The organism is Streptomyces sp. NPDC032198, assembly GCF_040636975.1.
Lineage (GTDB): Bacteria > Actinomycetota > Actinomycetes > Streptomycetales > Streptomycetaceae > Streptomyces.
On the sequence record NZ_JBEZVL010000008.1, the window covers coordinates 213,392 to 234,281 of the forward strand.

At 69.3% G+C, this 20,890-nt stretch carries 23 protein-coding genes and 2 pseudogenes; 11 read left to right on the forward strand and 14 right to left on the reverse strand.

Annotated elements, in window-relative coordinates; all coding sequences use genetic code 11:
• Nucleotides 1-31: 31 nt before the first annotated feature.
• Nucleotides 32-742, forward strand: coding sequence for a hypothetical protein (locus AB0E78_RS22635; RefSeq protein WP_361835240.1), 711 nt, complete (start codon nt 32-34; stop codon nt 740-742).
• Between the two features lie 466 nt (nt 743-1,208).
• Complete coding sequence (locus tag AB0E78_RS22640; protein WP_361835243.1) at nt 1,209-1,409, forward strand: hypothetical protein; 201 nt, start codon at nt 1,209-1,211, stop codon at nt 1,407-1,409.
• 336 nt (nt 1,410-1,745) lie between these two features.
• Here the strand turns inward: AB0E78_RS22640 and AB0E78_RS22645 are convergent, their stop codons facing one another.
• From AB0E78_RS22645 to AB0E78_RS22665, 5 genes are all read right to left on the reverse strand, one after another.
• Entirely contained in the window at nt 1,746-2,057 is a 312-nt protein-coding gene (locus AB0E78_RS22645; RefSeq protein ID WP_361835245.1) for an SCO5918 family protein, read from the reverse strand.
• 70 nt (nt 2,058-2,127) lie between these two features.
• Nucleotides 2,128-2,532 (reverse strand): CBS domain-containing protein, encoded by a 405-nt coding sequence (locus AB0E78_RS22650; protein ID WP_361835248.1) that lies wholly within the window; start codon nt 2,530-2,532, stop codon nt 2,128-2,130.
• Between the two features lie 46 nt (nt 2,533-2,578).
• On the reverse strand, nt 2,579-4,090 hold the full coding sequence (locus AB0E78_RS22655; RefSeq protein ID WP_361835251.1) for a DEAD/DEAH box helicase: 1,512 nt from the start codon (nt 4,088-4,090) through the stop codon (nt 2,579-2,581).
• A 352-nt stretch (nt 4,091-4,442) separates the two neighbouring features.
• Nucleotides 4,443-4,646, reverse strand: coding sequence for a cold-shock protein (locus AB0E78_RS22660; protein WP_361835254.1), 204 nt, complete (start codon nt 4,644-4,646; stop codon nt 4,443-4,445).
• Nucleotides 4,647-5,042: 396 nt separating this feature from the next.
• Nucleotides 5,043-5,432 (reverse strand): ATP-binding protein, encoded by a 390-nt coding sequence (locus tag AB0E78_RS22665; RefSeq protein WP_361835257.1) that lies wholly within the window; start codon nt 5,430-5,432, stop codon nt 5,043-5,045.
• Between the two features lie 776 nt (nt 5,433-6,208).
• On the opposite strand from AB0E78_RS22665, the gene AB0E78_RS22670 reads away from it, so the two are divergent.
• On the forward strand, nt 6,209-6,553 hold the full coding sequence (locus AB0E78_RS22670) for a MerR family transcriptional regulator (protein WP_361835260.1): 345 nt from the start codon (nt 6,209-6,211) through the stop codon (nt 6,551-6,553).
• 358 nt (nt 6,554-6,911) lie between these two features.
• Here AB0E78_RS22670 and AB0E78_RS22675 read toward each other — a convergent pair whose 3' ends face one another.
• Nucleotides 6,912-7,478 (reverse strand): rhodanese-like domain-containing protein, encoded by a 567-nt coding sequence (locus tag AB0E78_RS22675; RefSeq protein ID WP_361835263.1) that lies wholly within the window; start codon nt 7,476-7,478, stop codon nt 6,912-6,914.
• An 82-nt stretch (nt 7,479-7,560) separates the two neighbouring features.
• On the opposite strand from AB0E78_RS22675, the gene AB0E78_RS22680 reads away from it, so the two are divergent.
• A complete protein-coding gene (locus AB0E78_RS22680) occupies nt 7,561-7,839 on the forward strand; it encodes a metal-sensitive transcriptional regulator (RefSeq protein WP_361835886.1) in 279 nt (92 codons plus the stop codon).
• 39 nt (nt 7,840-7,878) lie between these two features.
• Here the strand turns inward: AB0E78_RS22680 and AB0E78_RS22685 are convergent, their stop codons facing one another.
• The 6 genes from AB0E78_RS22685 to AB0E78_RS22710 form a co-directional block, all read right to left on the reverse strand.
• Entirely contained in the window at nt 7,879-8,622 is a 744-nt protein-coding gene (locus tag AB0E78_RS22685; protein ID WP_361835266.1) for a sulfite exporter TauE/SafE family protein, read from the reverse strand.
• Nucleotides 8,619-8,984: a rhodanese-like domain-containing protein gene (locus AB0E78_RS22690; protein WP_361835269.1), complete on the reverse strand. Its 366-nt coding sequence runs from the start codon at nt 8,982-8,984 to the stop codon at nt 8,619-8,621. The genes AB0E78_RS22685 and AB0E78_RS22690 overlap by 4 nt, the downstream gene beginning before the upstream one ends.
• A gap of 39 nt (nt 8,985-9,023) precedes the next feature.
• Entirely contained in the window at nt 9,024-10,388 is a 1,365-nt protein-coding gene (locus AB0E78_RS22695; protein WP_361835272.1) for an MBL fold metallo-hydrolase, read from the reverse strand.
• A 286-nt stretch (nt 10,389-10,674) separates the two neighbouring features.
• Complete coding sequence (locus tag AB0E78_RS22700) at nt 10,675-11,922, reverse strand: MFS transporter (protein ID WP_361835275.1); 1,248 nt, start codon at nt 11,920-11,922, stop codon at nt 10,675-10,677.
• Nucleotides 11,919-13,076, reverse strand: coding sequence for a PLP-dependent cysteine synthase family protein (locus tag AB0E78_RS22705; RefSeq protein ID WP_361835278.1), 1,158 nt, complete (start codon nt 13,074-13,076; stop codon nt 11,919-11,921). Before AB0E78_RS22705 ends, AB0E78_RS22700 begins: the two co-directional genes overlap by 4 nt.
• 123 nt (nt 13,077-13,199) lie before the next feature.
• On the reverse strand, nt 13,200-13,814 hold the full coding sequence (locus AB0E78_RS22710; RefSeq protein WP_361835281.1) for a hypothetical protein: 615 nt from the start codon (nt 13,812-13,814) through the stop codon (nt 13,200-13,202).
• A gap of 619 nt (nt 13,815-14,433) precedes the next feature.
• On the opposite strand from AB0E78_RS22710, the gene AB0E78_RS22715 reads away from it, so the two are divergent.
• From AB0E78_RS22715 to AB0E78_RS22725, 3 genes and pseudogenes are all read left to right on the forward strand, one after another.
• Nucleotides 14,434-15,219, forward strand: a complete 786-nt coding sequence (locus AB0E78_RS22715) for a hypothetical protein (protein WP_361835284.1) — start codon at nt 14,434-14,436, stop codon at nt 15,217-15,219.
• Nucleotides 15,216-15,626: a hypothetical protein gene (locus tag AB0E78_RS22720; RefSeq protein ID WP_361835287.1), complete on the forward strand. Its 411-nt coding sequence runs from the start codon at nt 15,216-15,218 to the stop codon at nt 15,624-15,626. The genes AB0E78_RS22715 and AB0E78_RS22720 overlap by 4 nt, the downstream gene beginning before the upstream one ends.
• Before the next feature lie 140 nt (nt 15,627-15,766).
• Nucleotides 15,767-16,201: pseudogene (locus tag AB0E78_RS22725) on the forward strand (transcriptional regulator); the annotation flags it as partial.
• A 222-nt stretch (nt 16,202-16,423) separates the two neighbouring features.
• Here the strand turns inward: AB0E78_RS22725 and AB0E78_RS22730 are convergent.
• Nucleotides 16,424-17,056, reverse strand: coding sequence for a type III effector protein (locus AB0E78_RS22730; protein WP_361835289.1), 633 nt, complete (start codon nt 17,054-17,056; stop codon nt 16,424-16,426).
• Nucleotides 17,057-17,183: 127 nt separating this feature from the next.
• Here AB0E78_RS22730 and AB0E78_RS22735 point away from each other — a divergent pair, with 127 nt between their 5' ends.
• From AB0E78_RS22735 to AB0E78_RS22745, 3 genes are all read left to right on the forward strand, one after another.
• On the forward strand, nt 17,184-17,615 hold the full coding sequence (locus tag AB0E78_RS22735; protein WP_361835292.1) for an Hsp20/alpha crystallin family protein: 432 nt from the start codon (nt 17,184-17,186) through the stop codon (nt 17,613-17,615).
• Between the two features lie 99 nt (nt 17,616-17,714).
• The gene (locus AB0E78_RS22740) at nt 17,715-18,110 is read left to right on the forward strand and encodes a DUF2267 domain-containing protein (protein WP_361835294.1); all 396 of its coding nucleotides are present in this window, start codon (nt 17,715-17,717) and stop codon (nt 18,108-18,110) included.
• 70 nt (nt 18,111-18,180) lie between these two features.
• Nucleotides 18,181-18,624 (forward strand): DUF2267 domain-containing protein, encoded by a 444-nt coding sequence (locus AB0E78_RS22745; protein WP_361835295.1) that lies wholly within the window; start codon nt 18,181-18,183, stop codon nt 18,622-18,624.
• 133 nt (nt 18,625-18,757) lie between these two features.
• Here AB0E78_RS22745 and AB0E78_RS22750 read toward each other — a convergent pair.
• Nucleotides 18,758-19,903: pseudogene (locus AB0E78_RS22750) on the reverse strand (PTS ascorbate transporter subunit IIC); the annotation flags it as partial.
• Nucleotides 19,904-20,110: 207 nt separating this feature from the next.
• Here AB0E78_RS22750 and AB0E78_RS22755 point away from each other — a divergent pair.
• Nucleotides 20,111-20,836, forward strand: coding sequence for an alpha/beta hydrolase (locus AB0E78_RS22755; RefSeq protein ID WP_361835297.1), 726 nt, complete (start codon nt 20,111-20,113; stop codon nt 20,834-20,836).
• Nucleotides 20,837-20,890: the final 54 nt, after the last annotated feature.

Below are 20,890 nucleotides of genomic sequence, written 5' to 3' on the forward strand. Positions count from 1 at the left end.
CCGGGGCCGAGCGGGCGTTTAACCTCGACCAGTGACAGAACGTCACATGCATGATCGAAGTATGTCGAGGGATTCAGTGTTGGAGCCGGTGTCGGATGACGATTCGCTGGGTGGTATGCGTCCGATCCTGGACGGGGATGATGCCGTCTTGGGTTACGAGCCCCAGGAGGGTTTCCCGGACCGTTGCTGGGTGCTGCACACCGTCACGGTGAGAGGCGAACGAGTTCGGTGGAACGACGTGCTGGCGCACGTCGGCAAGCACCTGGAGGACTGGAAGTACACCCCCTCCTTCAGGGTCTTCCAGGGGCGGGACCTGCCCGAAGCCTTTGAGAAGCCGGACCTTGGGGAAATCGACCGTGGCAGTCTGGCCCGCCTGGTCGAGGTCCTCACCCGCCACAGCCCTGAAGGGCCTCGTACGGAGTGCTACTGGGCCCAGGCGGCGATCGAAGACATGGGCCGCCCGGTTTTGGCCCGCCGGGGGCGGCTGGGTGAGGCACTCGCCCACCACGATGCCTGCCGATGGCCCGACCGGAAGACTGGCACCCAGTTCCCCGCGCACTGGTGGCCGTTGGAGGGTTCCTGGTTCGTCCTGACCGACCGCGACCTGAGCGCCACCGAGGTCTTCGGCCCCCCGGCCCTGATCGCTGACCTTCTCGCCGATGATGGCCTGGATGCCGTGCGTCACCCGAGCATCGCCGAGGTGCAGGGCAACCGCGCGGAATGGCGCGACACTGCCAACTGAGCCCCGTCTATCCGGTCGGCCTGCGTGATCTCGAACGGTGAGCCGTACGGGATCACTCACCTGGGGATCCCTATTGCTGAGAAATGCGCCCGGGCATAGGCCTCCTGGCGCATTCCCAGACGACCACCGCCAAGGCGGCTGACGCCCTTCACAGCAACGGTGATCCGTTGGCCGAAATCGGCGGCGATGCCTGGCCCTGGGTACCCGAAGACGGCATCTCCTCCCGCGACTGAAGCCCGCAGCGGCGGGCCGCGGCCGAGACACTGTCCGCCGCGGCCGAACGGCGCACCGGTTACCGATCCCCGCATTGTGCTGTTCGAGGATGGGGGAGCCGTCCGCCGCCGATTTTCCGACGTCAGAAGCGAGATGCGGCTGTACCCCGGAGGGGGCCTCGTAGGGGTGGGCGCTACGGTCCTCGTTCAGGGAGTCGGCGGGTAGCGGGGAAGGGACCATGGTGGGGGCACGTATGGCAGCCGTGACGTTGGCTGTGTGGGGGGTGCTGGTCGTCCTTCTGCTTGCGCCGTCATTCCTTCCGGTGGCGTGGCACTACTACATCTATTCGCCTGCGAGCGTGGGCTTGTGGCTGCTCGCGATGTTCATCTCGCCCTTTGTGGCTTGCGCTGTGAAGTGGGAATGGATCAGAAGAGGCGGCACGCGGCGGTTCTGATTCCGTGCAGGTGGCCGCCCGCGGTGGCGGGTTGGCCAGGAGAAGCGCGCCCCGACTGCAGCATGTGCGCTCCGCCCTTGCTCCCTGACCGCTGCGACCGAAGCGGGCGGCTCCAGTTGGCCCTGGCTGAGTTGAGGGGCGCTCCGAGGGACGCGGCCGCAAACCCAGCGTGGCGGCCTGGGGGATTCCGCCTTCGCGAGGGTGCACCGACGCGGCGGGGTCGGCCGGAGACGGGCGGTACCGTGCCGAGCGCCGCTGGTACGCAGTGAGGGTCCGACCGGTGTATTCCGGTCGGACCCTCACGTTGCTGTTCTGACGGCGGCGTCTGCCTGTCGGTCAGGCTGCCGCAGGGGTGCCGAGCATCGCGGAAGCCTCTTGCCAGGGGCTGAGGACGCGCGTGGGTACGGCGGCCGGCGCGACGCCGCGGCAGGTGAAGCCGAGCTGGGTCATGGCCCGCAGGACTTCGCCGGTGCTGAAGTCGCGAGGGTCTTGACGCGTGATGACCTGTCCTACCTGCTTGACGGGGTAGGTGCGGCGGCCGATGATCACGGATTCACCGGAGACCTGCTCGGGCTTGATCCCCTTCATCGATTCCAGAACCCCGCTCTTGGTGAGGTCGAACGGGAAGCGGGCGATGACACAGCGCATGATGCCTCACAGGGAGAAGAACGAACGAGGGGAGTGGTTCTGCCATGGCTGAGACCGCGGTGGAGACGGTTCAGCGGGCAAGGGCGAGGATGCCCAGAGCGTTGCCGTGTTCGTCGACCACAGGCAAGGCATCGAGCCGGCTGTAGCGCATCGCGTGCTGGGCTTCGGCCACGCTGGTCACGGGCGAAGTGAACGGCCCGCGATCGCCGAGAATGTCGCGCAGTTGGACCCGGTCCGTGTACGCGGAGCCGTCTCGGGCCGCAGTGAGCTGGGCCCGGGTGAGAAGTCCGGTGCACAGGCCGTCGTTGTCGCAGACGAGCAGGTGTCCCGTGCGGGCACTGGCTATGACGGACAGGGCGACCTCGACGGTCATGTCGTCGCACACCTGCGGTCCGCCGGCATCCATGGCCTCGGCCGCCGTCCTGTGCGCGGGGGCGGCACGTGCGGGCCGGGGCTGCATCTCAACCAGTGTCAAAAGGTGCCTCCTGCAGTGGTGCGTCAGATTCCTGATCACGAAGGTTCTAGGCCGCCGCGTCGAAGGTGGACTGCCGCACGTTCGCGCGCCGCGCCGCCGAGGCAGGGCTGCGCCGGCCGCGTGAGGACGTACCGCGCTGACGTCGCTCGACCACCGGCGCGGTGATCGTCACGGGGATGCCGGAGGGAGTCTGGGCGCCGGTGATCCGGCTGAGTGTCTCCTCGCCGGAGCGGACCTGGGCGGTCTGCGGGGTGATGCCCGCGGCGGCCATCAGGCGGCTCATGTCGCGGCGCTGGTTGGGCGTCACCAGGGTGACGACGCTGCCGGACTCACCTGCGCGGGCCGTACGGCCGCCGCGGTGGAGGTAGTCCTTGTGGTCGGTGGGCGGGTCGACGTTCACGACCAGGTCGAGGTTGTCGACGTGGATCCCGCGTGCGGCGACATTCGTGGCCACGAGCACGGTGACGTGCCCAGTCTTGAACTGGGCCAGGGTCCGGGTGCGCTGGGGCTGTGACTTGCCGCCGTGCAGGGCGGCGGCCCGGACACCGCTCTTCAGCAGGTCCTGCGTCAGCCGGTCGACGCCGTGCTTGGTGTCCAGGAACATGATCACCCGGCCGTCACGGGCCGCGATCTCAGTGGTCGTCTGCTGCTTGTCCGCGCCGTGTACGTGCAGGACGTGGTGCTCCATCGTGGTGACGGCACCGGCGGACGGGTCGACGGAGTGGACCACCGGGTCGGTGAGGTAGCGGCGGACCAGGCGGTCGACGTTGCGGTCGAGGGTGGCGGAGAACAGCATCCGCTGGCCCTCGGGGCGTACCTGGTCCAGGAGAGCGGTGACCTGGGGCATGAAGCCCATGTCGGCCATCTGGTCGGCCTCGTCTAGGACGGTGATCGCGATCTGGTTCAGGCGGCAGTCACCTCGGTCGATGAGGTCCTTGAGCCGCCCCGGCGTGGCGACGACGACCTCGGCGCCGGCGCGCAGCGCGTTGGCCTGCCTGCCGATCGACATGCCGCCGACGACGGTGGCCAGACGCAGCTTCACCGCACGGGCATAGGGGGTGAGGGCGTCGGTCACCTGCTGGGCCAGTTCACGCGTGGGCACCAGGACCAGGGCCAGGGGCTGGCGGGGCTCGGCGCGCTGACCTGCGGTGCGGGCGAGCAGGGCCAGACCGAAGGCGAGGGTCTTGCCGGAGCCGGTGCGGCCACGGCCCAGGGCATCGCGGCCCGCGAGGGTGTTGGGCAGGGTCGCACCCTGGATCGGGAACGGGACGCTCATGCCCTGCGCGGTCAGCGCGGCCAGCAGGGGGGCGGGCATGTCGAGGTCGGCGAACGCCTCGACCGCGGGCAGCGCGGGAGTGATCGTCTTCGGCAGGGCGAACTCGCCCTGGACCGGGGCGGGCCGGCGGCCGTGGCCGGCCGGGCGCCTCGGGGCGCCGGAACGGCTCGGGGCGGGCGCGCTGGAGCGGGGGTCTCGCCTCGAACCGGCGCCGGACCCGATGGAGGGGTTCTCGGTCCGGCGGGGGCGGGAGGAACGAGTGTTCGTACGTGTGGGGTTCATCGAGAACCTTCCTTGATACGGCGCGCATCAAGGAATTCCCGCAGCGAAAGAGCAGCGCGGGGAATCACAAGCACGAACCGAATGGAATGCGAAAAGGAATGTGAAGAGGTTGCGAGAAAGAATGCGGCTTGCAGTGCATCCGTGCCGGATGCAAGCCATGAAATTGGAGACGCCATGGGGGGCGTAAAACCTTGGAGGCAGTCAGTCGTAGTGTCGTAGTTACGAAAGACGCTCATCCCGAGGGTGGGGCTGTGAGGCGTTGTTCCACAGGCGACACCACTGTGGGAAATGTCCGTAGCTGGGGCCCGCACCCCTAGGGATGCGGGCCCCAACTACGAAGTGTGCGTCAGCGTCAGGCGAGAGCGATGTTCTCGGCCGTCGGGCCCTTCTGGCTCGGCGCGATGTCGAAGGTCACCTTCTGGCCCTCCAGCAACTCGCGGAAGCCCTGGGAGGCGATGTTCGAGAAGTGGGCGAACACGTCAGCACCCCCGCCGTCCTGCTCGATGAAGCCGAAACCCTTGGCCGCGTTGAACCACTTCACGGTGCCTGACGCCATGTCATATCTCCTTTGGGGGCAGAACGCCGGGATCCGCGATGTGCGGATGCCGGGTCGCCGCGATGATGCCCCGTCCGGAGGGAAACCGGAAATACAAAGAAGCTTGCAGTGACGGGAAAATCCGGCACTGCGGCTTGAAGTTTTTGGGAACCACAACTGCAACTGAGATCGACAGTAGCACGAGGTAGCAGGCCGCGAACGGAAAATAACGCTGCTCGATTCTGGACCGAAAAAACACTTCGCGCCCTGGGTGGTAAACCCTCATCTCGCGGTCACAGATATTTCCCCGCTCGGGCCGTCGCGTTTCAGAAATTCAGGCCCTACTCGCGACTCGGAGGGCGCATCTAATCCGGAGGGTGCGTCTAATCCGGTGGCACAGGGCCCCTCGGCTTGGAGCTAGCGAGCGAGAGCGGCGCTCACTGTCTTGCCGCCCGCTGTCTGGCGGGTGACGGCGGTGGAGCGGGCGAGGTGGTTGACCATGGGCCAGCCGAAGCCTCCCGTGCCGCCCTTCAAGTCCGGGGAGCGCATCCGCGGCGCTTCCGGGCTGGGGTCGTCGACGGCCACCTCGAGCGTGTCGGGGCGGGCGGTCAGGCGGAGAGTGCAGGTTCCGCCGCCATGGCGCAGGGCATTGGTGACGAGCTCCGAGACGACCAGGACCACGGCATCCGCAACTTCCCCTGCGAGAGGGCGGGTGAGACCGTCGAGGAAGTCCCGGGCGCGCTCGCGTGCGCCGGCGAGGGACCCCGCGAAATGGGCGGTTGCGACATCGAGGTTCATCGTGTCCATCGGGATCAGGTCCTCCTGGTGGCTGGTCGTCGTCGGTCGGCCCTGCCTGCCAGGGTGCGTGTGCCCTGCATTTGTGGCGCCAACCCGGCGATGCCTGCCGGGTGCTCCGTAACCCAGTGATGCCTGTCTTCCTCTGTGCTGTTCGATGGTGACTACCTCACCGTCGAACGCGCGAAAATCTATGTTGGCTGGAGTAGACATTGGGCGGTGGTGTGGCTATGGTTTCTCTCGTAGCCGAGATCAAGCAGGGCCCGGCAGAGATGAACTGCCGGGCAGCAGTACCCGCAGGCGCAGTTCGCAGGACGGTGCGGTGGTGGAGCTTCGAAGCCAGAGCGGTTGCAGGACGGCGACGGGGCTGACGACCGGACCGGGTGGCCCGCAGTGATCAGGGGCCACCGCCAGCAGGATCGCAAGTGCAGTACAGGTAAGTGCAGTTCGCATCACCAGCAGTACGCAGGAGAGCAGTACCCGCAGTAGGCAAGTGATTGATCCCAGAGGGAAGAACGGAGGAGCCGAGCGCCATCAGGATCGCCCGGGCGGAATTCTGAGTCCGGGTACCGCAGGACATCGATAGTGAGGTGGTCTCCGGTCAAGCAACCGCGATCCCCGCGGCTCCGACGGCAGTTCGGTCGGGCAGGCGGAAACAGAAGGCCGGCGCAGTCTTAGGGCCGGCAGATGGTGTAGCAGTTCCTTCGGGGCCCTGGTGCGAGTACGGCACCAGGGCCCCTCCACGCGTTCCAGAGGTTCCAGATGTTCCGGGCACATAGAGAGGTGCAATGACAGCAGACGACACGTTCGGCCGTCTTGATGACGACGACTACCCCGCATACACGATGGGCCGGGCCGCCGAGATACTCGGCACCACCCAGGGCTTCCTCCGGGCCATCGGCGAAGCCCGCCTGATCACCCCGCTGCGCTCGGCGGGCGGACACCGTCGCTACTCGCGCTATCAGCTGCGCATCGCGGCCCGCGCCCGCGAACTCGTCGACCAGGGCACCCCCATCGAGGCTGCCTGTCGCATCGTCATCCTCGAAGACCAACTCGAGGAAGCCCAGCGCCTCAACGCTGAACACCGCCTCAACGCCGAACACCGCCGCGCTGACGAAGCGGCGCATTCATAGGCGAATCATGGAAGTGCCACCCCTGCCCACTGAAAGCCCGGCAAGCTGCCAGTAGCTGAGGTGCCAGGCCGTCCGGAGTGTCGGATTGGCCGTGTCTGATCGGCCCACCGCCGCCGACGAGCGCTTGGAGCAGGTGCGCGCCGCTTCGTCCGAGGCGCGCCGAGCGCCGTGCTGTGTTCGCCTTGCCACACGCGCCAACCCGTTCCTTTTTGGTCTGGCAGGGTGCTCCGATCGATGCGCTTGCGGGCATCGCCGTTCCCGGGCCGTTGTCGCGCACCGTTCCTCCGCCAAATGGGGCGTGTTGAAGTACGGAGTACGCGCACAACGGGTGCAGTGCCCTTCGCCCACGGCAGCCGCCTCAGCCCTGCAGTGCTTGCAGGGTGGTGTGGAGGTCGGTGGTGCGGGGCTGGTTGTGGGGGAGTTTCGCGAGGGCGGCGGCCATGCCGCAGGTGTCGGTGGCGGCGGAGAAGACCAGGCCGGTGCCAATGGCGGCGGATAGCCGGCGTGCGGGGCGCCAGCCGGCGCCGGCGGCGAGGCCGAGGACAACGAGGGATCCGGCGGCGAGGCGGACCCGGCGTTCCATGGGCCAGACGGCTCGGGCGTTGCGGGGGTGGTGGAGGGTGTGGCCTTCGCCGGCCCAGGCGGTGGTGCCGCCGCTGAGGGTGGTGGCGGGTATGTCGGCGGCGGCGAGTTCGGTGCAGGCGGTGGTGGAGCGGTTGCCCGAGGCGCAGACCATGAGGAGAGCGGCGCGGGAGGCTGCGGCTTTGAGGGGGGGCAGTGTGGTGTGCAGGTGGTCGAGGGGGATGTTGTGGGCGCCGGGGAGGTGGCCGGAGGCGTATTCGCCGGGGGCGCGCACGTCGATGATCGTGTAGTCCTCGAGGCGGGCGGCGGCCTGTGCGGGGGTTATGGCGGTAGGCGTGGTCATGTACGAAGTCCTTCCGCGGTGTTCCGGGAGCGGTCGCCCGAACCCGGTATGATACCCCTAGGGGTATTGATGGAGGTGGATGATGGAGCTGGAAATGGCGGCCGACGAGCTCAAGTCGGTCCTCAATCGGCTGCGGCGGGCTCAGGGCCAGATCGCGGGGGTCATCAAGATGATCGAGGAGGGCCGGGACTGCGAGGACGTGATCACGCAGCTCGCCGCGGTCTCCCGCGCGCTGGACCGGGCCGGGTTCGCGATCATCGCGACCGGTTTGCAGCACTGTATGGCCGAGGGCGGCCAGGCGGTCGGTGACCGCGATCAGATGCGGGCCAGGCTGGAGAAGCTGTTCCTGTCCCTGGCCTGAGAGCCGTGGTGGCCGTGGTGGCCGTGGTGGCCGTGGTGTTCATACGATCACGTCGATCAGCATGAACACGGCTACCGCCAGGAGCACACCGGCGAAGGCTTTTTGCAGGGTGTCGCCGGAGACCTTGGTGCTGAGGCGTTTCCCGTCCCAGGCACCGAGGATCGCCGCTCCGGTGAACGGCCCGATCAACGCCCAGTCGAGGCCGTCGCCCGTCCCGGTGCGGGCGACCAGGGCGGCGAGCGAGTTGACGGTGATCACGAGCAGGCTGGTGCCCACCGCCCGCCGCATGGTCAGGCCGAGAACGCTCACCAGGGCCGGGACGGCGAGGAAGCCGCCGCCGACGCCGAGGAAGCCGGTCACCGCACCGAGTCCGGCGCCTGCCGCGGCCGACTTGCCGGGCCGTATGCGCTTGGGCGGCCGGGAAGAGGACGGACGGAACATCCGTACCGCTGCCAGTGCGGCGACAACGGAGAACGTGATGGTCAAGGTCGCTGCGGGTACGCGTCCAGCGGCTGCCCCCGCGAGGTAGGCGGGGATGATGCCGGCGGCGGTGAACAGTGATCCGGTCTTCCAGGCGACGTGCCCGTCGCGGGCATGGGCGTACAGAGCGGTGGCGGAGGTGGTGGCCACGATGATCAGGCTCGCCGTGGTGGCCGCGGACGGACTGAAGCCGAGCAGGTAGATCAGGGCGGGCACGGCCAGGACGCTGCCACCGCCCCCCAGCGCTCCGAGAGCGAGGCCGACGCCGGCCCCGGCCATGAGGGCGAGGACGATCGCAGTCACGTTATCTGGCCGCTGTTTCCGCGTTCGTCGACGACCGGGTGCCCGGCGGCGATCCACGCGTTCATGCCGCCTTTGACGTCGACCGCCTCCCGGCCGCGCTGGGTGAGGAGTTTCGCGGCCTGCTGGGAGCGGTGTCCGCTGCGGCAGATCACCACCAGCGGGCGGCCGGAGGTCTCGGTCGGCAGGTCGGCGCCGGCCACCAGCTTCGACAGAGGCATATGAACGGCGCCGGGAGCGTGGCCCGCGTTCCACTCGGGCCTCTCGCGGACGTCGAGCAGGACGGCGTCCGGCCTGTCGCCGCTGGTGCGGCTGCGGGCCCGGTCCACGCTGACGCGGGGCTGGCTGCGGCGGAAGAGGAACATCGAGTTCTCCCCTCTCCTTCTCGTGCGGTGGACGGGGTGTCAGCCGGTGGTCAGGGGCAGGTTGGCCTCGGTGGCGGCGTCGAATCCGTCGTCGACGGCGACGACATCGCGACCGGCGGCATCCAGCAGGGACGCGGCGATCGCGGCGCGCATGCCGCCGGCGCAGTGCACCCACACCGTCCCCGGTGGAACCTCACCGAGGCGGCCGTGGAGTTCGTGGACAGGTATGTGCACCGAGCCTTCGATCCAGCCGCTCGCCCGCTCGGAGTCACGGCGCACATCCAGGACCACCACTCCGTCGCCGCTGTGGGCGGCGAGCTCGGCGAAGGTGGAGCGCGGGAAGGAGGCCGGGGCCTGCCCGGCGGACAGCCAGTCGGCGGGGGTGCCGGTGGCTGCGGCGGCCGGGCGGTCGATGCCCACCCGCACCAGTTCGCGCTGGGCGCCCGCGAGCTGCTCGGCCGATTCGGCGAGCAGGGTGACCGGCTTGCCCCAGGGGATCATCCAGGCCACGTAAGTGGCGATCTTGCCGTCGGCCTCGAAGTTGAACGACCCGGCCACGTGTCCTTCGGCGAACGCGACGCGGTTGCGCAGGTCGACGACCCATTCGCCGACCGCGAGGCGGGCGGCGATCTCTTCGGCATCCGCGAGGGCGGGCGGTGTCAGGTCCAGCGGTGCGGGGCCCTCGGCGTTGGCCGGGCCCATGTGCGCGTAGTAGGCGGGCACGTCCTCCAGGCCGGCCAGCAGGTCGTTGACAAAGGTGTCCACGTCGACGGTGAGCGCGGTGTTCGCACTCTTCTCCTTGCCGATGGTGGTCGCCTCACCCTCCGAAGGGGCCGAGGAGCAGAAGCTGCCGAAGCCGTGGGTGGGCAGCACCGCCGTCTCGTCGGGGAGATCGGCGGCCAGCCGGTGGGCGGAGGCGTGCTGGGCACGGGCCAGCTGCTCGGTCAGCCGCGGCTCGACCAGGTCCGGCCGGCCCACCGTGCCTATCAGCAGCGACCCGCCGGTGAAGACGGCCACCGGCCGCCCCGCCTCGTACAGCGCGTAGGAGGTGTGGTGGGGGGTGTGCCCCGGGGTCGCGATCGCTGTCAGCGTCAGCCGGCTGCCGGGATCGATGTCCGCCGTGTCACCGTCGGCGACGGGGACGCGGGCGAAGGCGACGTTCGCGCCGGTCGGCACGAGGTACTGGGCGCCGGTGATCCGGGCGAGTTCGAGGCCTCCGGTGACGTAGTCGTTGTGGATGTGGGTCTCCACCACATGGGAGATCCGCACACCGTGCCGGGCGGCGACCGCCAGGACCTGGTCGACATCGCGTGGCGGGTCCACCGCCACCGCGGCGCTCTCGCCGCCGGCCAGGTAGCTGCGGTTGCCGAGACCCTCCAGCTCGATGGTGTCAACGAAGAACACGCGGATACTCCTTTCGCCTGAAAATTACCCCGGGGGGTATCTGCTTTTCACCGTAACACTTGTACCCCCGGGGGTATATTTCATGCTCTGCCGCGCGCGAGGCACTGGCCGAGCAGGGCTTCGGGATCCTGACCGAGATTGATGTGCAGGCCACGTCGAAAGAGAAGCTGGGCCACGGGCTGGAGGCATGGCCACCGGCCGGACGGGACGCCCCCCAGCCCGTCGCGACGAGCTGCACGCCGCTCACGGCGAACAAGCCGTACGCCGACCATGGTTGATCCGGGCCTCACACCGTTGCGGCAACCTCCGTCCGGGGTGCGGTGAGGTGCCCGGTGCGGTGCAGGCGGGCCACGAGTCCCGCGCAGGCGAAGCCGGTTGCGGCGAGCGCCAGCCACGGAAGCCAGCTGACCCCTGTGTCGAACAGGGCGCCCACCGCGAGGTTGCCCAGGGAGATCGCGACGCCGGAGACGGTGTTGTAGGCGCCGTAGTACGTGGCGACCAGGCGGTCGCCGGACAGCCGTACGACGGTGTCCATCTCGAAGGGGTAGAGCAGCGCGCCACCCCAGGCGAGCAGCGCCGCGCACGACGCGAGGGCCACTCCGGCCAGGATGCGGTGGGATCCGCCCGGCAGCAGCGGCAGGAAGGATGCCCCCATCACCGCGAGCCCCCAGGTGATGGCACGCGGCCCCGGCATGGTCCGTTTCGCCCACGCGGTCAGCCGCAACTGGCCGGACAGGGCAGCCAGCGCGGACACGGCGAAGATCGCCCCGGTCACCACGCCGGTCTGTTCGCCGAAGAGGTCACCGGCCCGCAGGGGTAGGGCCAGATAGACCTGGAAGGCCAGGACGTAGCTGCCCGTCATCGCGACCGCGAAGAGCAGGAAGGGCCGGTTGGTGGCGATGGTGCGCCAGTCTGCGGCCACCGCGCGCCAGGCCGGCTCGGCGCTGCGGTCCTTGGGCGGGCGGGCCGGGAGCGCCCGCCACTGCAGCACGGCCAGAAGCCCGAAGACGATGGCCGCCGTGGCACATACCGCGCGGAAGTCCCAGGCCAGCAGGGCGAGTCCGGCGAGCGGGCCGATGAGGATGCCCGCCTGATAGAAGACATTGAAGGTGGCGAACGCCTCGACCCGGCGTTCCTCGCCCGCTTCGGCCGCGAGGTAGGCGCGTACGGCCGGATTGAACAGTGCGCCCGCGAGCCCGGTGGCGGCCGAGGCCGCGATGAGGGCGGGCAGGGACTCCACCATCCCCAGGAGCCCGAAGGCGAGGGTGCGCAGCACGCATCCGGTCATGATCATGGGCTTGCATCCGTACCGGTCGGCGAGGGTGCCGCCGATGAGGAACATGCCCTGCTGGGAGAGGTTGCGTACGCCGAGCACCAGGCCGACCGTCCATGCCGCGAGGCCGAGGCCGTGCGCGAGATGGTCGGCGAGGTAGGGCATCAGCATGTAGAAGCCGAGATTGATGGCGAACTGGTTGGCCATCAACAGACGGACGGCAGGCGGGAAGGAAGCCACCTGCGAACGGAAACTCTTCATCGCACGACCGCCTTCGCCGTGCCGGGCGTCATGCCGGGCGCCAAGCCGGGATTGCGCTCCCGGCCCAGTGGGTCACGCACATTGGTGCAGCGGGTCCAGGCGGTGACGGTGCACGCGTCGGGAGCGGCGATCTCGTCCGGTTCGTGCGGCTGTTCCTGCTCAACGAGGTCGTTCTCCTGGCACCAGGAGTCGTTGAACACCGTCTCGAGGTAGCGGTGCGGGCCGTCCGGGAAGACCGCGGCGATCCGGGTGCCCGCCGGCAGCGTGCGGGCCGCCCAGCCCGCGACCAGGGTGACGGCACCTACGCTCCAGCCGCCGGAGGCGTAGTGGCGGCGGGCCAACTGGCGACAGGCCCAGACCGCTTCGGACGGTGCCACCCAGTGCACCTCGTCGAAGGCCGGATAGTCCACGTTGCCGGGATGGATGCTGGAGCCCAGGCCGCGCATCAGGCGGGGCCCGGCGGGCTGCCCGAAGATCGCCGAACCCACTGTGTCGACACCGATGAGCTTGAGGCCCGGGAAGCTCTCGCGCAGCACGGAGGCGATCCCGGCCGAGTGACCCCCGGTGCCGACGGCGGAGACCAGGACGTCGATACGTCCGAGCTGGGCGATGAGCTCAACGGCCAGGGGCCGGTAGGCGGCCACGTTGTCAGGGTTCTGGTACTGGTCCGGGCAGTACGCGCCCGGCGCTCCGGCCAGCAGTTCGGCGACCCGTTCACGGCGGGCCTGCTGCCAACCGCCCTGCGGGTGCGGCGCGGTGACCTGGTCGACGCGCGCGCCGAGTGCGGTGAGCAGGCGCACCATGGCCGGCTCCATGCCGGGGTCGGAGACGACGGTCACCGGGTGGCCGTACGTCATCCCGGCGAGCGTCAGGCCAAGGCCGAGGGTGCCGCTGGACGACTCGACGACGGGCGCTCCGGGCGAGAGCTCGCCGCGCAGCTGGGCCTCGCGGATCATGTGCAGGCCGGGGCGGTCCTTGATGCCGCCGGGGTTGGCCCCTTCCAGCTTGGCGAAGAAGCCGCGTCCGTGAGCGGCGAAAGGCTCGTCGATCCATAGCACCGGGGTGTTGCCGACCAGTTGGGCGGGGCGTCGGGCGCTGAGGGGTGCGGGGGCGAGGGCGCCCGGGGAGAACGTTTCGAGCAGGCTGAAATCCATGAAGGGGTTCGACTCCTTCGCACACCGAGCCAAAGGGCAGGGGTGCGGATGCAGATCGGTCAGGGACGCGGGACACGCCGGGACCCGGCCCGCGAGGGCCGGTGAAAGGGCATGCGGGGGCGCCTACTGCCGCCAGGTGCAGTTCAGGACCAAGGCCGCACGGCCGCTGGGGACGCACGGGGCCCTGTTCCGAGGTCCTCCGGGGCACGGGAAGCTGAACGCAGTGGTGTCGGCAGCCGGTTGCAGCGTGCCGAGATCGTCCAGGGGGGCGGCGGCCGTATCTCCGGAACCGACACGCGGTCGGTCCACGGTGTGGTCGAAATGACTGTTCGCGTGGTGATCGTGGCCCGGGCGGTGCTCGCCTCCAGCGATTCCGGGGAGTTCGGTGTCGTCCCCAAGACCAGAGCAGGCGGCTGCCCCGACGACCGCGTGAGGCCCGGCGAACGTCGCGCTGTGCACGCCCCCTGAGAGGTGCGCCGTGATCAGCAGCACCAGGCCGAACAGCAGCGCGATTCGCCCCGCTCGCCCGGTGGGCACCTCACCGATCCACAACCTGATCACCAACACAAAGTAGCCGATTGGGTACTCATGGTCATAATGGTGCAGCCGTGCTTGCAGCTCGAATTGGGCGGCCAGCGGTGTCCGGTGCGCTGCGTGGACCTCGCCGCACAGGCGCACGTCGTTGCCGTGGGGCGAGGGCAGAACAAGCAGGAGGTCATCGGTGAAGCAGTCGCGCACGGCTGGTCCCGGATGCTGGGGCGCACCGGCGAAATGACAGCGGCCCGGGGACGGCTCCCTGGAAGGCCGGCGTCTCGGCCGGAGCCGAGCCCGCGGAGCGGACCACCGCCGCAACGCCTTCGCTGGCCGCCCGCTATGTGGTGAGCAGGTGCCCGCGGTTGTCCAGTACGGCGCGGACTTCCGGCACGTGGTCGAAGTCCTGAAGGCGCCGGAGGACGATCCTTCGCCCCTCTTGCTGCCGGGCGGGGGCATCGTGCTGTTCAGGGCCAGTCCAGCACGTATGCACCGAAAGCTGGGCCACCGACCGCGACGATGGAAATCGGGCTGGTCGGGTAGCCCGTTGCTCATGGGCCGGTGATCATCGCCGCGCACGACACCTTGCAGACCTCGTCACCTGAGCGGCCTCATCCCCTCCATCAGACCGCGAGCAACTGACCACCGGACCGGTCGGCGATGCGCATGGCCCCTGAACTCACTCCGAGCCCATTCCCGGTCGTCTTTCACGCGATTCACGCGATTCACCGCGGTGACATTCTGTGCGTCACATTCTGTGAAAATCGATTGCTCTTCATGTGTCCCTCGCTACGATTCAGAGAAATCGAAAGCGGGGGACATTTTGATGCGCTACCAGACACTACAGAAGGCCATGCCGCTGCAGGTGGACAGTACTTCGGTGAAGGACAAGGCTGATGGGGAATCTGCTTCTGGAGAGGGCTACAGGACGGCTGTGAGGGCACCGGTCAGCACACCCGCCGCTACCTCGTCCAAAAGCTCCTTCGAAACCCCGGGAACCACTCAGGAACCACCCGCGACTTTCCTCCCGGCTGAGAGGTTTTCCCCGCCGGTCACCCAGAACAACTACTACATCACCGCGCACCAATCGAATGTGGCCGTGAACAATGGCACAGTGAAACAGTCGCAGCACCAGGTCGAGCTGGAACGAGCGGCCGGAAAATTCCGTGCCGAACTTGGCGGGGACCTGGAGACGTTCGTCCGCGAGGCCTTCCCGAACACACAGCACACTCCGCGACCTGCCCCACCGTCGTTCCATCCCGCACCGCAGAATGGCGCGTACCCGGGCCTGAGCCGCCACCGCGAACTGGTCCTGCAGAGCGTGCGGGACACCGTGGACATGGTTCTGGCCGGGCTCCCCGACCTGGGCCTCGACCGGCCGGCCCAGGAGCGCGTCAGGCAGGCCGCCGCCGAGATCGACGCCGAACTGCAGCGCCCCACAAGTGATCCCCTGCGCGTTGGCAGCAGCCTCAGCAGCATGCTCGACGGTCTGACCAGGGCAAGGCAGACCGGCGGCGCAGCGATGGGCCAGAGGGCGACCGTGGCGGAGAGCATCAGGAACGTGCGGGGTCAGGTGCGCGCCCTCCCGACCGTGGGGACGGTGCAGCCATGACGCGGGCGGACGGAGCGCAGTTCTTCGGCCCGATCACCGGCAGTCAGATCGCCATCGGCAATCGCGAGGTGGTGCAGAAGCAGAACCAGTACGCCGCCACGGCCGCGCCCGACGCCGCCGGTCAGCAACTCGCCGCGACCCTGACGGCGTTGCTCGCCACCGTGGACGTCCTGCGACTCTCCGCCGCGCAGGCGACAGCTCTGCGCCAGGATGCCCAGGCGGTCCTCGCGGAGGTGGCGAGCGAGGAACCGGACGAGGGGCGACTGCGCCGCCTGGTGGCCCGGGTCAGGAACGTCCTGGCCACGGTCACGGCCGGGGCGGTGACCGGAGCCGCGACGGGCGCCGGGACCGGTGGGGCCCAGTGGGCGCAATCCCTGCTCGACGACCTGCAGCGCGCCCTTCCCTGACGAGCGGCACCTCAAAGACAAGCGGCCCCTCACATGCCCGCCGTGGGCCGGGTCACCACCGGGGGATGAGAGGCGTGTCCGGTTCGTGTTGCCGCCAGGCTTCGGTGAGGCGGGCGAGCCGGGTGGGGGGCGGCGAGGTCCGCTACCTCTTCCTGCACCCCGCGGTCCGCGACCTCTTCCCCGAGTGGGACCGGCAGATCACCGCGTGCGTCGCCCGCCTGCGCGCCATCGTCGGCACCGCTCTGGACGCCCCTGACCTCACCCAGCTGGTCGGCGAACTGCTTTTGAAAAGCCCGGACTTCGCGGGCCTGTGGGAGCGCTAAGAGGTGACCGGACGCAAACCCGCCCACAGGACGTTCCGGCACCCGCAGGTCGGAACCATCACCCTCACCTCGCAGTCCCTGCACGTCGAAGGCACTCCCGGCCAGCGCATCGGCGTCTACACCGCCGAACCCGGCACCCCCGACCACGACGCCCTGCTCCTCCTCGACATGGCGGCTTCATCCACCGCGACGTCCAGTACCACGTCCCACAGGAGTCGACTGCTGTCCCAGCACCATCGCCATCTGGCGTAGGTGAGGCTGGATCTTCGCGATAGGCCCCACGCCGCTGGCCGGGTCGGGCGAACGCCCCGGGGCCACCTCACTGGCGGCCCGCTATGTGGTGCGGCGTCGGCGAGGGCAACCGCCAGCCGTGAGCGGTACAGGGCCGGTTCGCGCGCGCTCATGCGAAGAAGCACAGAGATGCGTCCCGTGACAGCAGGGGGATCTCGGCGCGCTGTGGGGCAAGGGGTGGGTTCAGGGCGGTGTGAGGGTGTCGAGCCGGGCGGCAAGGTCGGGGTGGGCGGCGGCCAGGTGGGGACGGGTGGCGGCCAAGGGGGCGATGAGGTCGGCGGGGTCGTCATGGGCGAGGGCCGCGTGGAGCTTGTTGAGCGGGCGGCGGGCGGCGGCGGGGAGGTCGGTGAGGGCGGTGATCTGCCCGGCGAGGCGACGCAGATCGGCGGCGTTGTTGCGGGCCCAGGTGGCGGTGGTGCGCTCGGTGGCCCGGGCCTGGCGGGTGGCCGTCACGCGTTGCTCGCCGGTGGTCCCGGCGGGACCGGGGCGGCCGCGCAGATAGCGGCGTTCGGCGGCCTGGCGGCTGGCGACGCCGAGAGGGTGAGCGAGGTCCGCCCAGCTGGCGCCCGCGTCGCGAGCGGTCTCGATCAGGCCGGACTCCCATCCGGCGAGCTGCTCGCGCACCTGCCGCAGCAGCATCAGGGAGGCCAGCGCCCGCTCCGGTCCGGGACCGGGACCTTCGGGCGTGTCCGGAGAGTCCCGCTGGGCGTCGCGCAGGGCGTCGTCTATGGCGTCGAGAGCCGCCGCAGCGGCGAGGAACGACGCCGGGCTGTGGGCGTTCGTGCTGGTCGTGGGCGGTTGGTCGGCTGCGGTCACGGGGACCTCCCTCGGGTTGTCATCACTTCGACGACATCATGTTTGTCATCCATTGGATGACATGTTACAACAGTGTCAGTGCAGCGCATTGGCAGCAACTGCCTGAACCTGCTGGAGGTGTTCTCACATGTTGATGCGCACTGACCCCTTCCGCGAGCTCGACCGGATGGCACAGCAGCTGCTGGGCCCGGGAACGTCCCCCCGCCCGTCGGTGATGCCGATGGACGCCTACCGCGAGGGCGACGAGTACGTGGTGGCCTTCGACCTTCCCGGCGTCAGCCCCGACGCGCTGGACATCGACGTCGAGCGGAACATGCTCACCGTCAAGGCCGAGCGCCGGGCTTCGGCGAAGCCCGATGACGTGCAGATGGAGCTGTCCGAGCGGCCGGTGGGCGTCTTCTCCCGCCAGATCGTCCTCGCCGACACCCTCGACACCGAGCACATCCATGCCGACTACGACGCGGGCGTGCTCACCCTGCGCATCCCGATCGCCGAGCGCGCCAAGCCCCGCAAGATCTCCGTCGGCGTCGGTTCCGGCCACAAGGAGATCTCCGGCTGACACCGGCCGGACGCGTGCGGAGGACGGGCATCTGAACTCCCCTTCACCCCGCCCTCCGCACCCCCTGGGCAGTCCGAAGAGGAAGAGGTGACGGCCGAGATGACTCTGCGACGCGAAGCGTTCCTCGATCACGTGAAGGAACGCGGCACATACGGCACGGCGGAGGAGGCCGAGCGCGCGGCCCGTGTGGTGCTCGCCCTGCTCGGCGCGCATCTGGTCGGCGACGTCCGCGCCCAACTCGCGGCGCGCCTGCCGGAGGGCTTCGCCCTGATCCTGCTCAACCCGCTGCAGAGCGCCGAACCTCTGCCTCCTGAGCGGTTCGTGCGGGCGACCGCCGCCTGGATCGAGGGTGCCACCGAGCGGACCGCGGCCTGGGATGTCAGCGCCGTGCTGTCCACCGTCGCCGACGCAGCCGGCGACGACCTGCTGGGGCAGATCCTGCTCCAGCTGCCCGTCGGCTACGACCTCCTCTTCGGCCGTCCCCAACCCACCTGACCAGGACGGGGGGTGCCGCACGCCCGGTGCCGCCCCGTCCACCCTGGCCCCACGAAAGGAAAGCACCGCAGTGATCTCCGACGTACGCGTACCGTTTGGGCACCGGCAGCCGTACGGAACGGCGTATGAGCAGATGCTGGAGAGGGTCCGCTACGAAGGCGCCTACCCCACCCGCGAGCGGGCCGACGAAGCTGTCCGCTTGGTCCTCGGGGGGCTGGGGCGCCAGCTGACAGGCGATGAACGCGTCGATCTCGCCGCACGTCTGCCGTTGGAGGCCGCCTGTGTGCTCACCGCTCAGATCCCCGACCCCCATCCCATGACCGGCTGGGCCTTCGTCAAGGACCTTGCCGCCCGCGCCGGTAGCTCCCTGGCCACCACTCGCTGGGACACCGGATCCGTCTTCTCCGCCGTCGCCGCCCAGGCCGGCCCCGACCTCATCACCCGCATCTTGGGCCAGCTCCCCACCGGATACGCCCTGCTGTTCGGCCGCGCCGAACTCACCCCCGCCGCATAGACGGCGAGCTGCGTACTCGGGGCGGGCGCAACGACCGCCGCGTCTGATGCGCCCGCTCGCTGGAGGGACGCGACCGTACCGAGTACCGGCAGGCTGCCCGCGACCAGGTGCGGTGGGACCGTCCCGCAGGCTCCTACAAGTCCTCCAGCCGAGGCGGCTTCGGTGCGTCCGCTGATGGGGCGATCTTCGCGTACTCCCGGGCCGTGGTCGGGGCCGAGGTCTCCTGGGCTTCGAGGGTCTCCCGCGCCTGCGCAGGCAGGAGCTTGTCGCGCGCGGCTCCCGGGTCCCAGCCGGTGTCGACGACCTTCTTCTGCCAGGCGATCGCGGCGACGAGGACGGCGACGCCGATCAGGAGCATGAGGACGATGCCGGCCACCGAGCCCGCCTTCGCCGCGTTGCCGATGATCAAGCCGAACCAGCCGAAGTCGGCGTCCCCGAACGTCGTGTTGGCCGAGCCGAACGAACCGAGCACCCCGAGCAGGAATGCCGGCAAGAGCGTGATCAGGACCCCGTTGAGGAAGGTGCCGACGGCGGCGCCGCGGCGGCCGCCCGTCGCATTGCCGAAGACGCCCGCCGCGCCACCGGTGAAGAAGTGCGGGACCAGGCCCGGCAGGACGAGGGCCGTGCCGAACACCGGGTTGATGACCCCGGCCAGTAGCCCCAGGGGCACCAGGCCGCCGGTGAAGGAGCAGATGAAACCGACGAGGACCGCGTTCTGCGCGTACGGGAAGACGATGGGCGCGTCCAGGGCGGGGATGGCGCCGGGCACGACCTTCTGAGCGATTCCCTGGAAGGCGGGCACGAGTTCACCAAGGATCGTGCGGGCGCCGAAGAGGATGACGGCGACGGCGATGCCGAACTGGAGGCCCTGACCGAGCGAGGACATCAGGTAGTTGCCGATGCAGGTCGAGCCGGGGTCTCCCTTGCCCGACGAGTACGCCTGGAACGCTTCCGCCTTGCCGACCTTGGCCAGGAAGACAACGGCCATGATCATGTAAATGAGGACCATGGACAGGGCCGTCGCCACCATCGAGTCGCGCGGGAAGCCCAGGCCCTCGGGGAGGTCCATCTCCTCCGTGGAGCGGCTCTTCTTGCCGATGACCTGTCCGGTCGCGCCGGAGGCTATGTAGCCGGCCGTGCCGAAGCGCCCCACGGCGACGGTGTCGTTGCCGGTGACGCGTTTGGTCCAGGGATGGGCGAAGGCCGGCATCGCGACCAGCATGATGCCGAGCAGGATGTCGCCGGCCACCACCACGACCCAGGAGGTGACTCCCGCCGACCGCGACATGCTCGGCTCGGCACTCTTCTGGCACACGCAGCCCGCCGGGGGCCTGGCCTCCAGTTGGGACGCCTCCCCGCTCACCCGCGTGGGAGGCGATCGGCCGCGAAGGGGGGGTATTGCTGACGAGGGTCTCTTGCCTGCTGGGTGCCCTGTGCCATATGAATGCTTACACGTGTAATCATCTCTGTGGAAGGGCTTCCATCGATGAAGCTGAACATTCATGACAGCGGTCCCCATGACAGCGGTCCCCATGACGGCGGTCTTGCTGGTGACAAGGTCGCGCTGCTGATCCACGGCGGCATGTCCGATCACCGCACCTGGCATGCGGTCGAGGAGCACCTCATCGGCCTCGGATACCGGGTCGTGGCACCTGATCTGCGCGGCCATGGTCACAGCCCGCGCGGTGAGTACCGACCGGAGCTCCTCGCCGAGGACTTGGTGGAGAACCTGCCGACCGACGCGGACGTGGCGATCGGGCACTCGTTGGGCGGCCTGTCCCTGGCACTGGCGGCCTCCCGGCTGCGGCCCAAGCGTGCCGTGTACTCCGATCCCGGTTTCCTGCTGCGCAACGTGCCGGCCGGGGCGACGGCGGGCATGCGCCACATGGTCGCCTCCGCGACCGCCGAGAGCGTCCGTGCCATGAACCCGCGCTGGTCGCAGGAGGATGTGGAGGCGGAGCTGGCGGGCTTCGCGCTGTTCGACCCCGAGTTCCTGTCCTCCATGGAGTACTTCGAGCAGGCCTACCTGCCGGAGTCGGCCGTGGTGCCGTCACTGGTGCAGCTCGCCGACCCCAGCCTGTGCATCGACTCGCGCGGCATGGCACAGCTCGAGGAACGCGGCTTCGAGGTGTGCCGGGTGCCGCGGGCGGGGCACTGCATTCACCGCGACGACCCGCAGGCGTTCCTGAAGTCCCTGGACGGCTGGATCTGAGCTCATCTCTGACATCAGGTCCTAGGCACCGCATCGCACGCATCGAACCCGTGG

Excerpts from the sequence above, each read along its gene's own strand:
- AB0E78_RS22670 (WP_361835260.1), top strand. The coding sequence starts at position 6,209 with ATGACAGCAGACGACACGTTCGGCCGTCTTGATGACGACGACTACCCC.
- AB0E78_RS22660 (WP_361835254.1), bottom strand. The coding sequence starts at position 4,646 with ATGGCGTCAGGCACCGTGAAGTGGTTCAACGCGGCCAAGGGTTTCGGC.
- AB0E78_RS22665 (WP_361835257.1), bottom strand. The coding sequence starts at position 5,432 with ATGGACACGATGAACCTCGATGTCGCAACCGCCCATTTCGCGGGGTCC.
- AB0E78_RS22735 (WP_361835292.1), top strand. The coding sequence starts at position 17,184 with ATGTTGATGCGCACTGACCCCTTCCGCGAGCTCGACCGGATGGCACAG.
- AB0E78_RS22705 (WP_361835278.1), bottom strand. The coding sequence starts at position 13,076 with ATGGATTTCAGCCTGCTCGAAACGTTCTCCCCGGGCGCCCTCGCCCCC.
- AB0E78_RS22640 (WP_361835243.1), top strand. The coding sequence starts at position 1,209 with ATGGCAGCCGTGACGTTGGCTGTGTGGGGGGTGCTGGTCGTCCTTCTG.
- AB0E78_RS22700 (WP_361835275.1), bottom strand. The coding sequence starts at position 11,922 with ATGAAGAGTTTCCGTTCGCAGGTGGCTTCCTTCCCGCCTGCCGTCCGT.
- AB0E78_RS22715 (WP_361835284.1), top strand. The coding sequence starts at position 14,434 with ATGCGCTACCAGACACTACAGAAGGCCATGCCGCTGCAGGTGGACAGT.
- AB0E78_RS22720 (WP_361835287.1), top strand. The coding sequence starts at position 15,216 with ATGACGCGGGCGGACGGAGCGCAGTTCTTCGGCCCGATCACCGGCAGT.
- AB0E78_RS22655 (WP_361835251.1), bottom strand. The coding sequence starts at position 4,090 with ATGAACCCCACACGTACGAACACTCGTTCCTCCCGCCCCCGCCGGACC.
- AB0E78_RS22675 (WP_361835263.1), bottom strand. The coding sequence starts at position 7,478 with ATGACCACGCCTACCGCCATAACCCCCGCACAGGCCGCCGCCCGCCTC.
- AB0E78_RS22680 (WP_361835886.1), top strand. The coding sequence starts at position 7,561 with ATGGAGCTGGAAATGGCGGCCGACGAGCTCAAGTCGGTCCTCAATCGG.
- AB0E78_RS22690 (WP_361835269.1), bottom strand. The coding sequence starts at position 8,984 with ATGTTCCTCTTCCGCCGCAGCCAGCCCCGCGTCAGCGTGGACCGGGCC.
- AB0E78_RS22645 (WP_361835245.1), bottom strand. The coding sequence starts at position 2,057 with ATGCGCTGTGTCATCGCCCGCTTCCCGTTCGACCTCACCAAGAGCGGG.
- AB0E78_RS22755 (WP_361835297.1), top strand. The coding sequence starts at position 20,111 with ATGAAGCTGAACATTCATGACAGCGGTCCCCATGACAGCGGTCCCCAT.
- AB0E78_RS22740 (WP_361835294.1), top strand. The coding sequence starts at position 17,715 with ATGACTCTGCGACGCGAAGCGTTCCTCGATCACGTGAAGGAACGCGGC.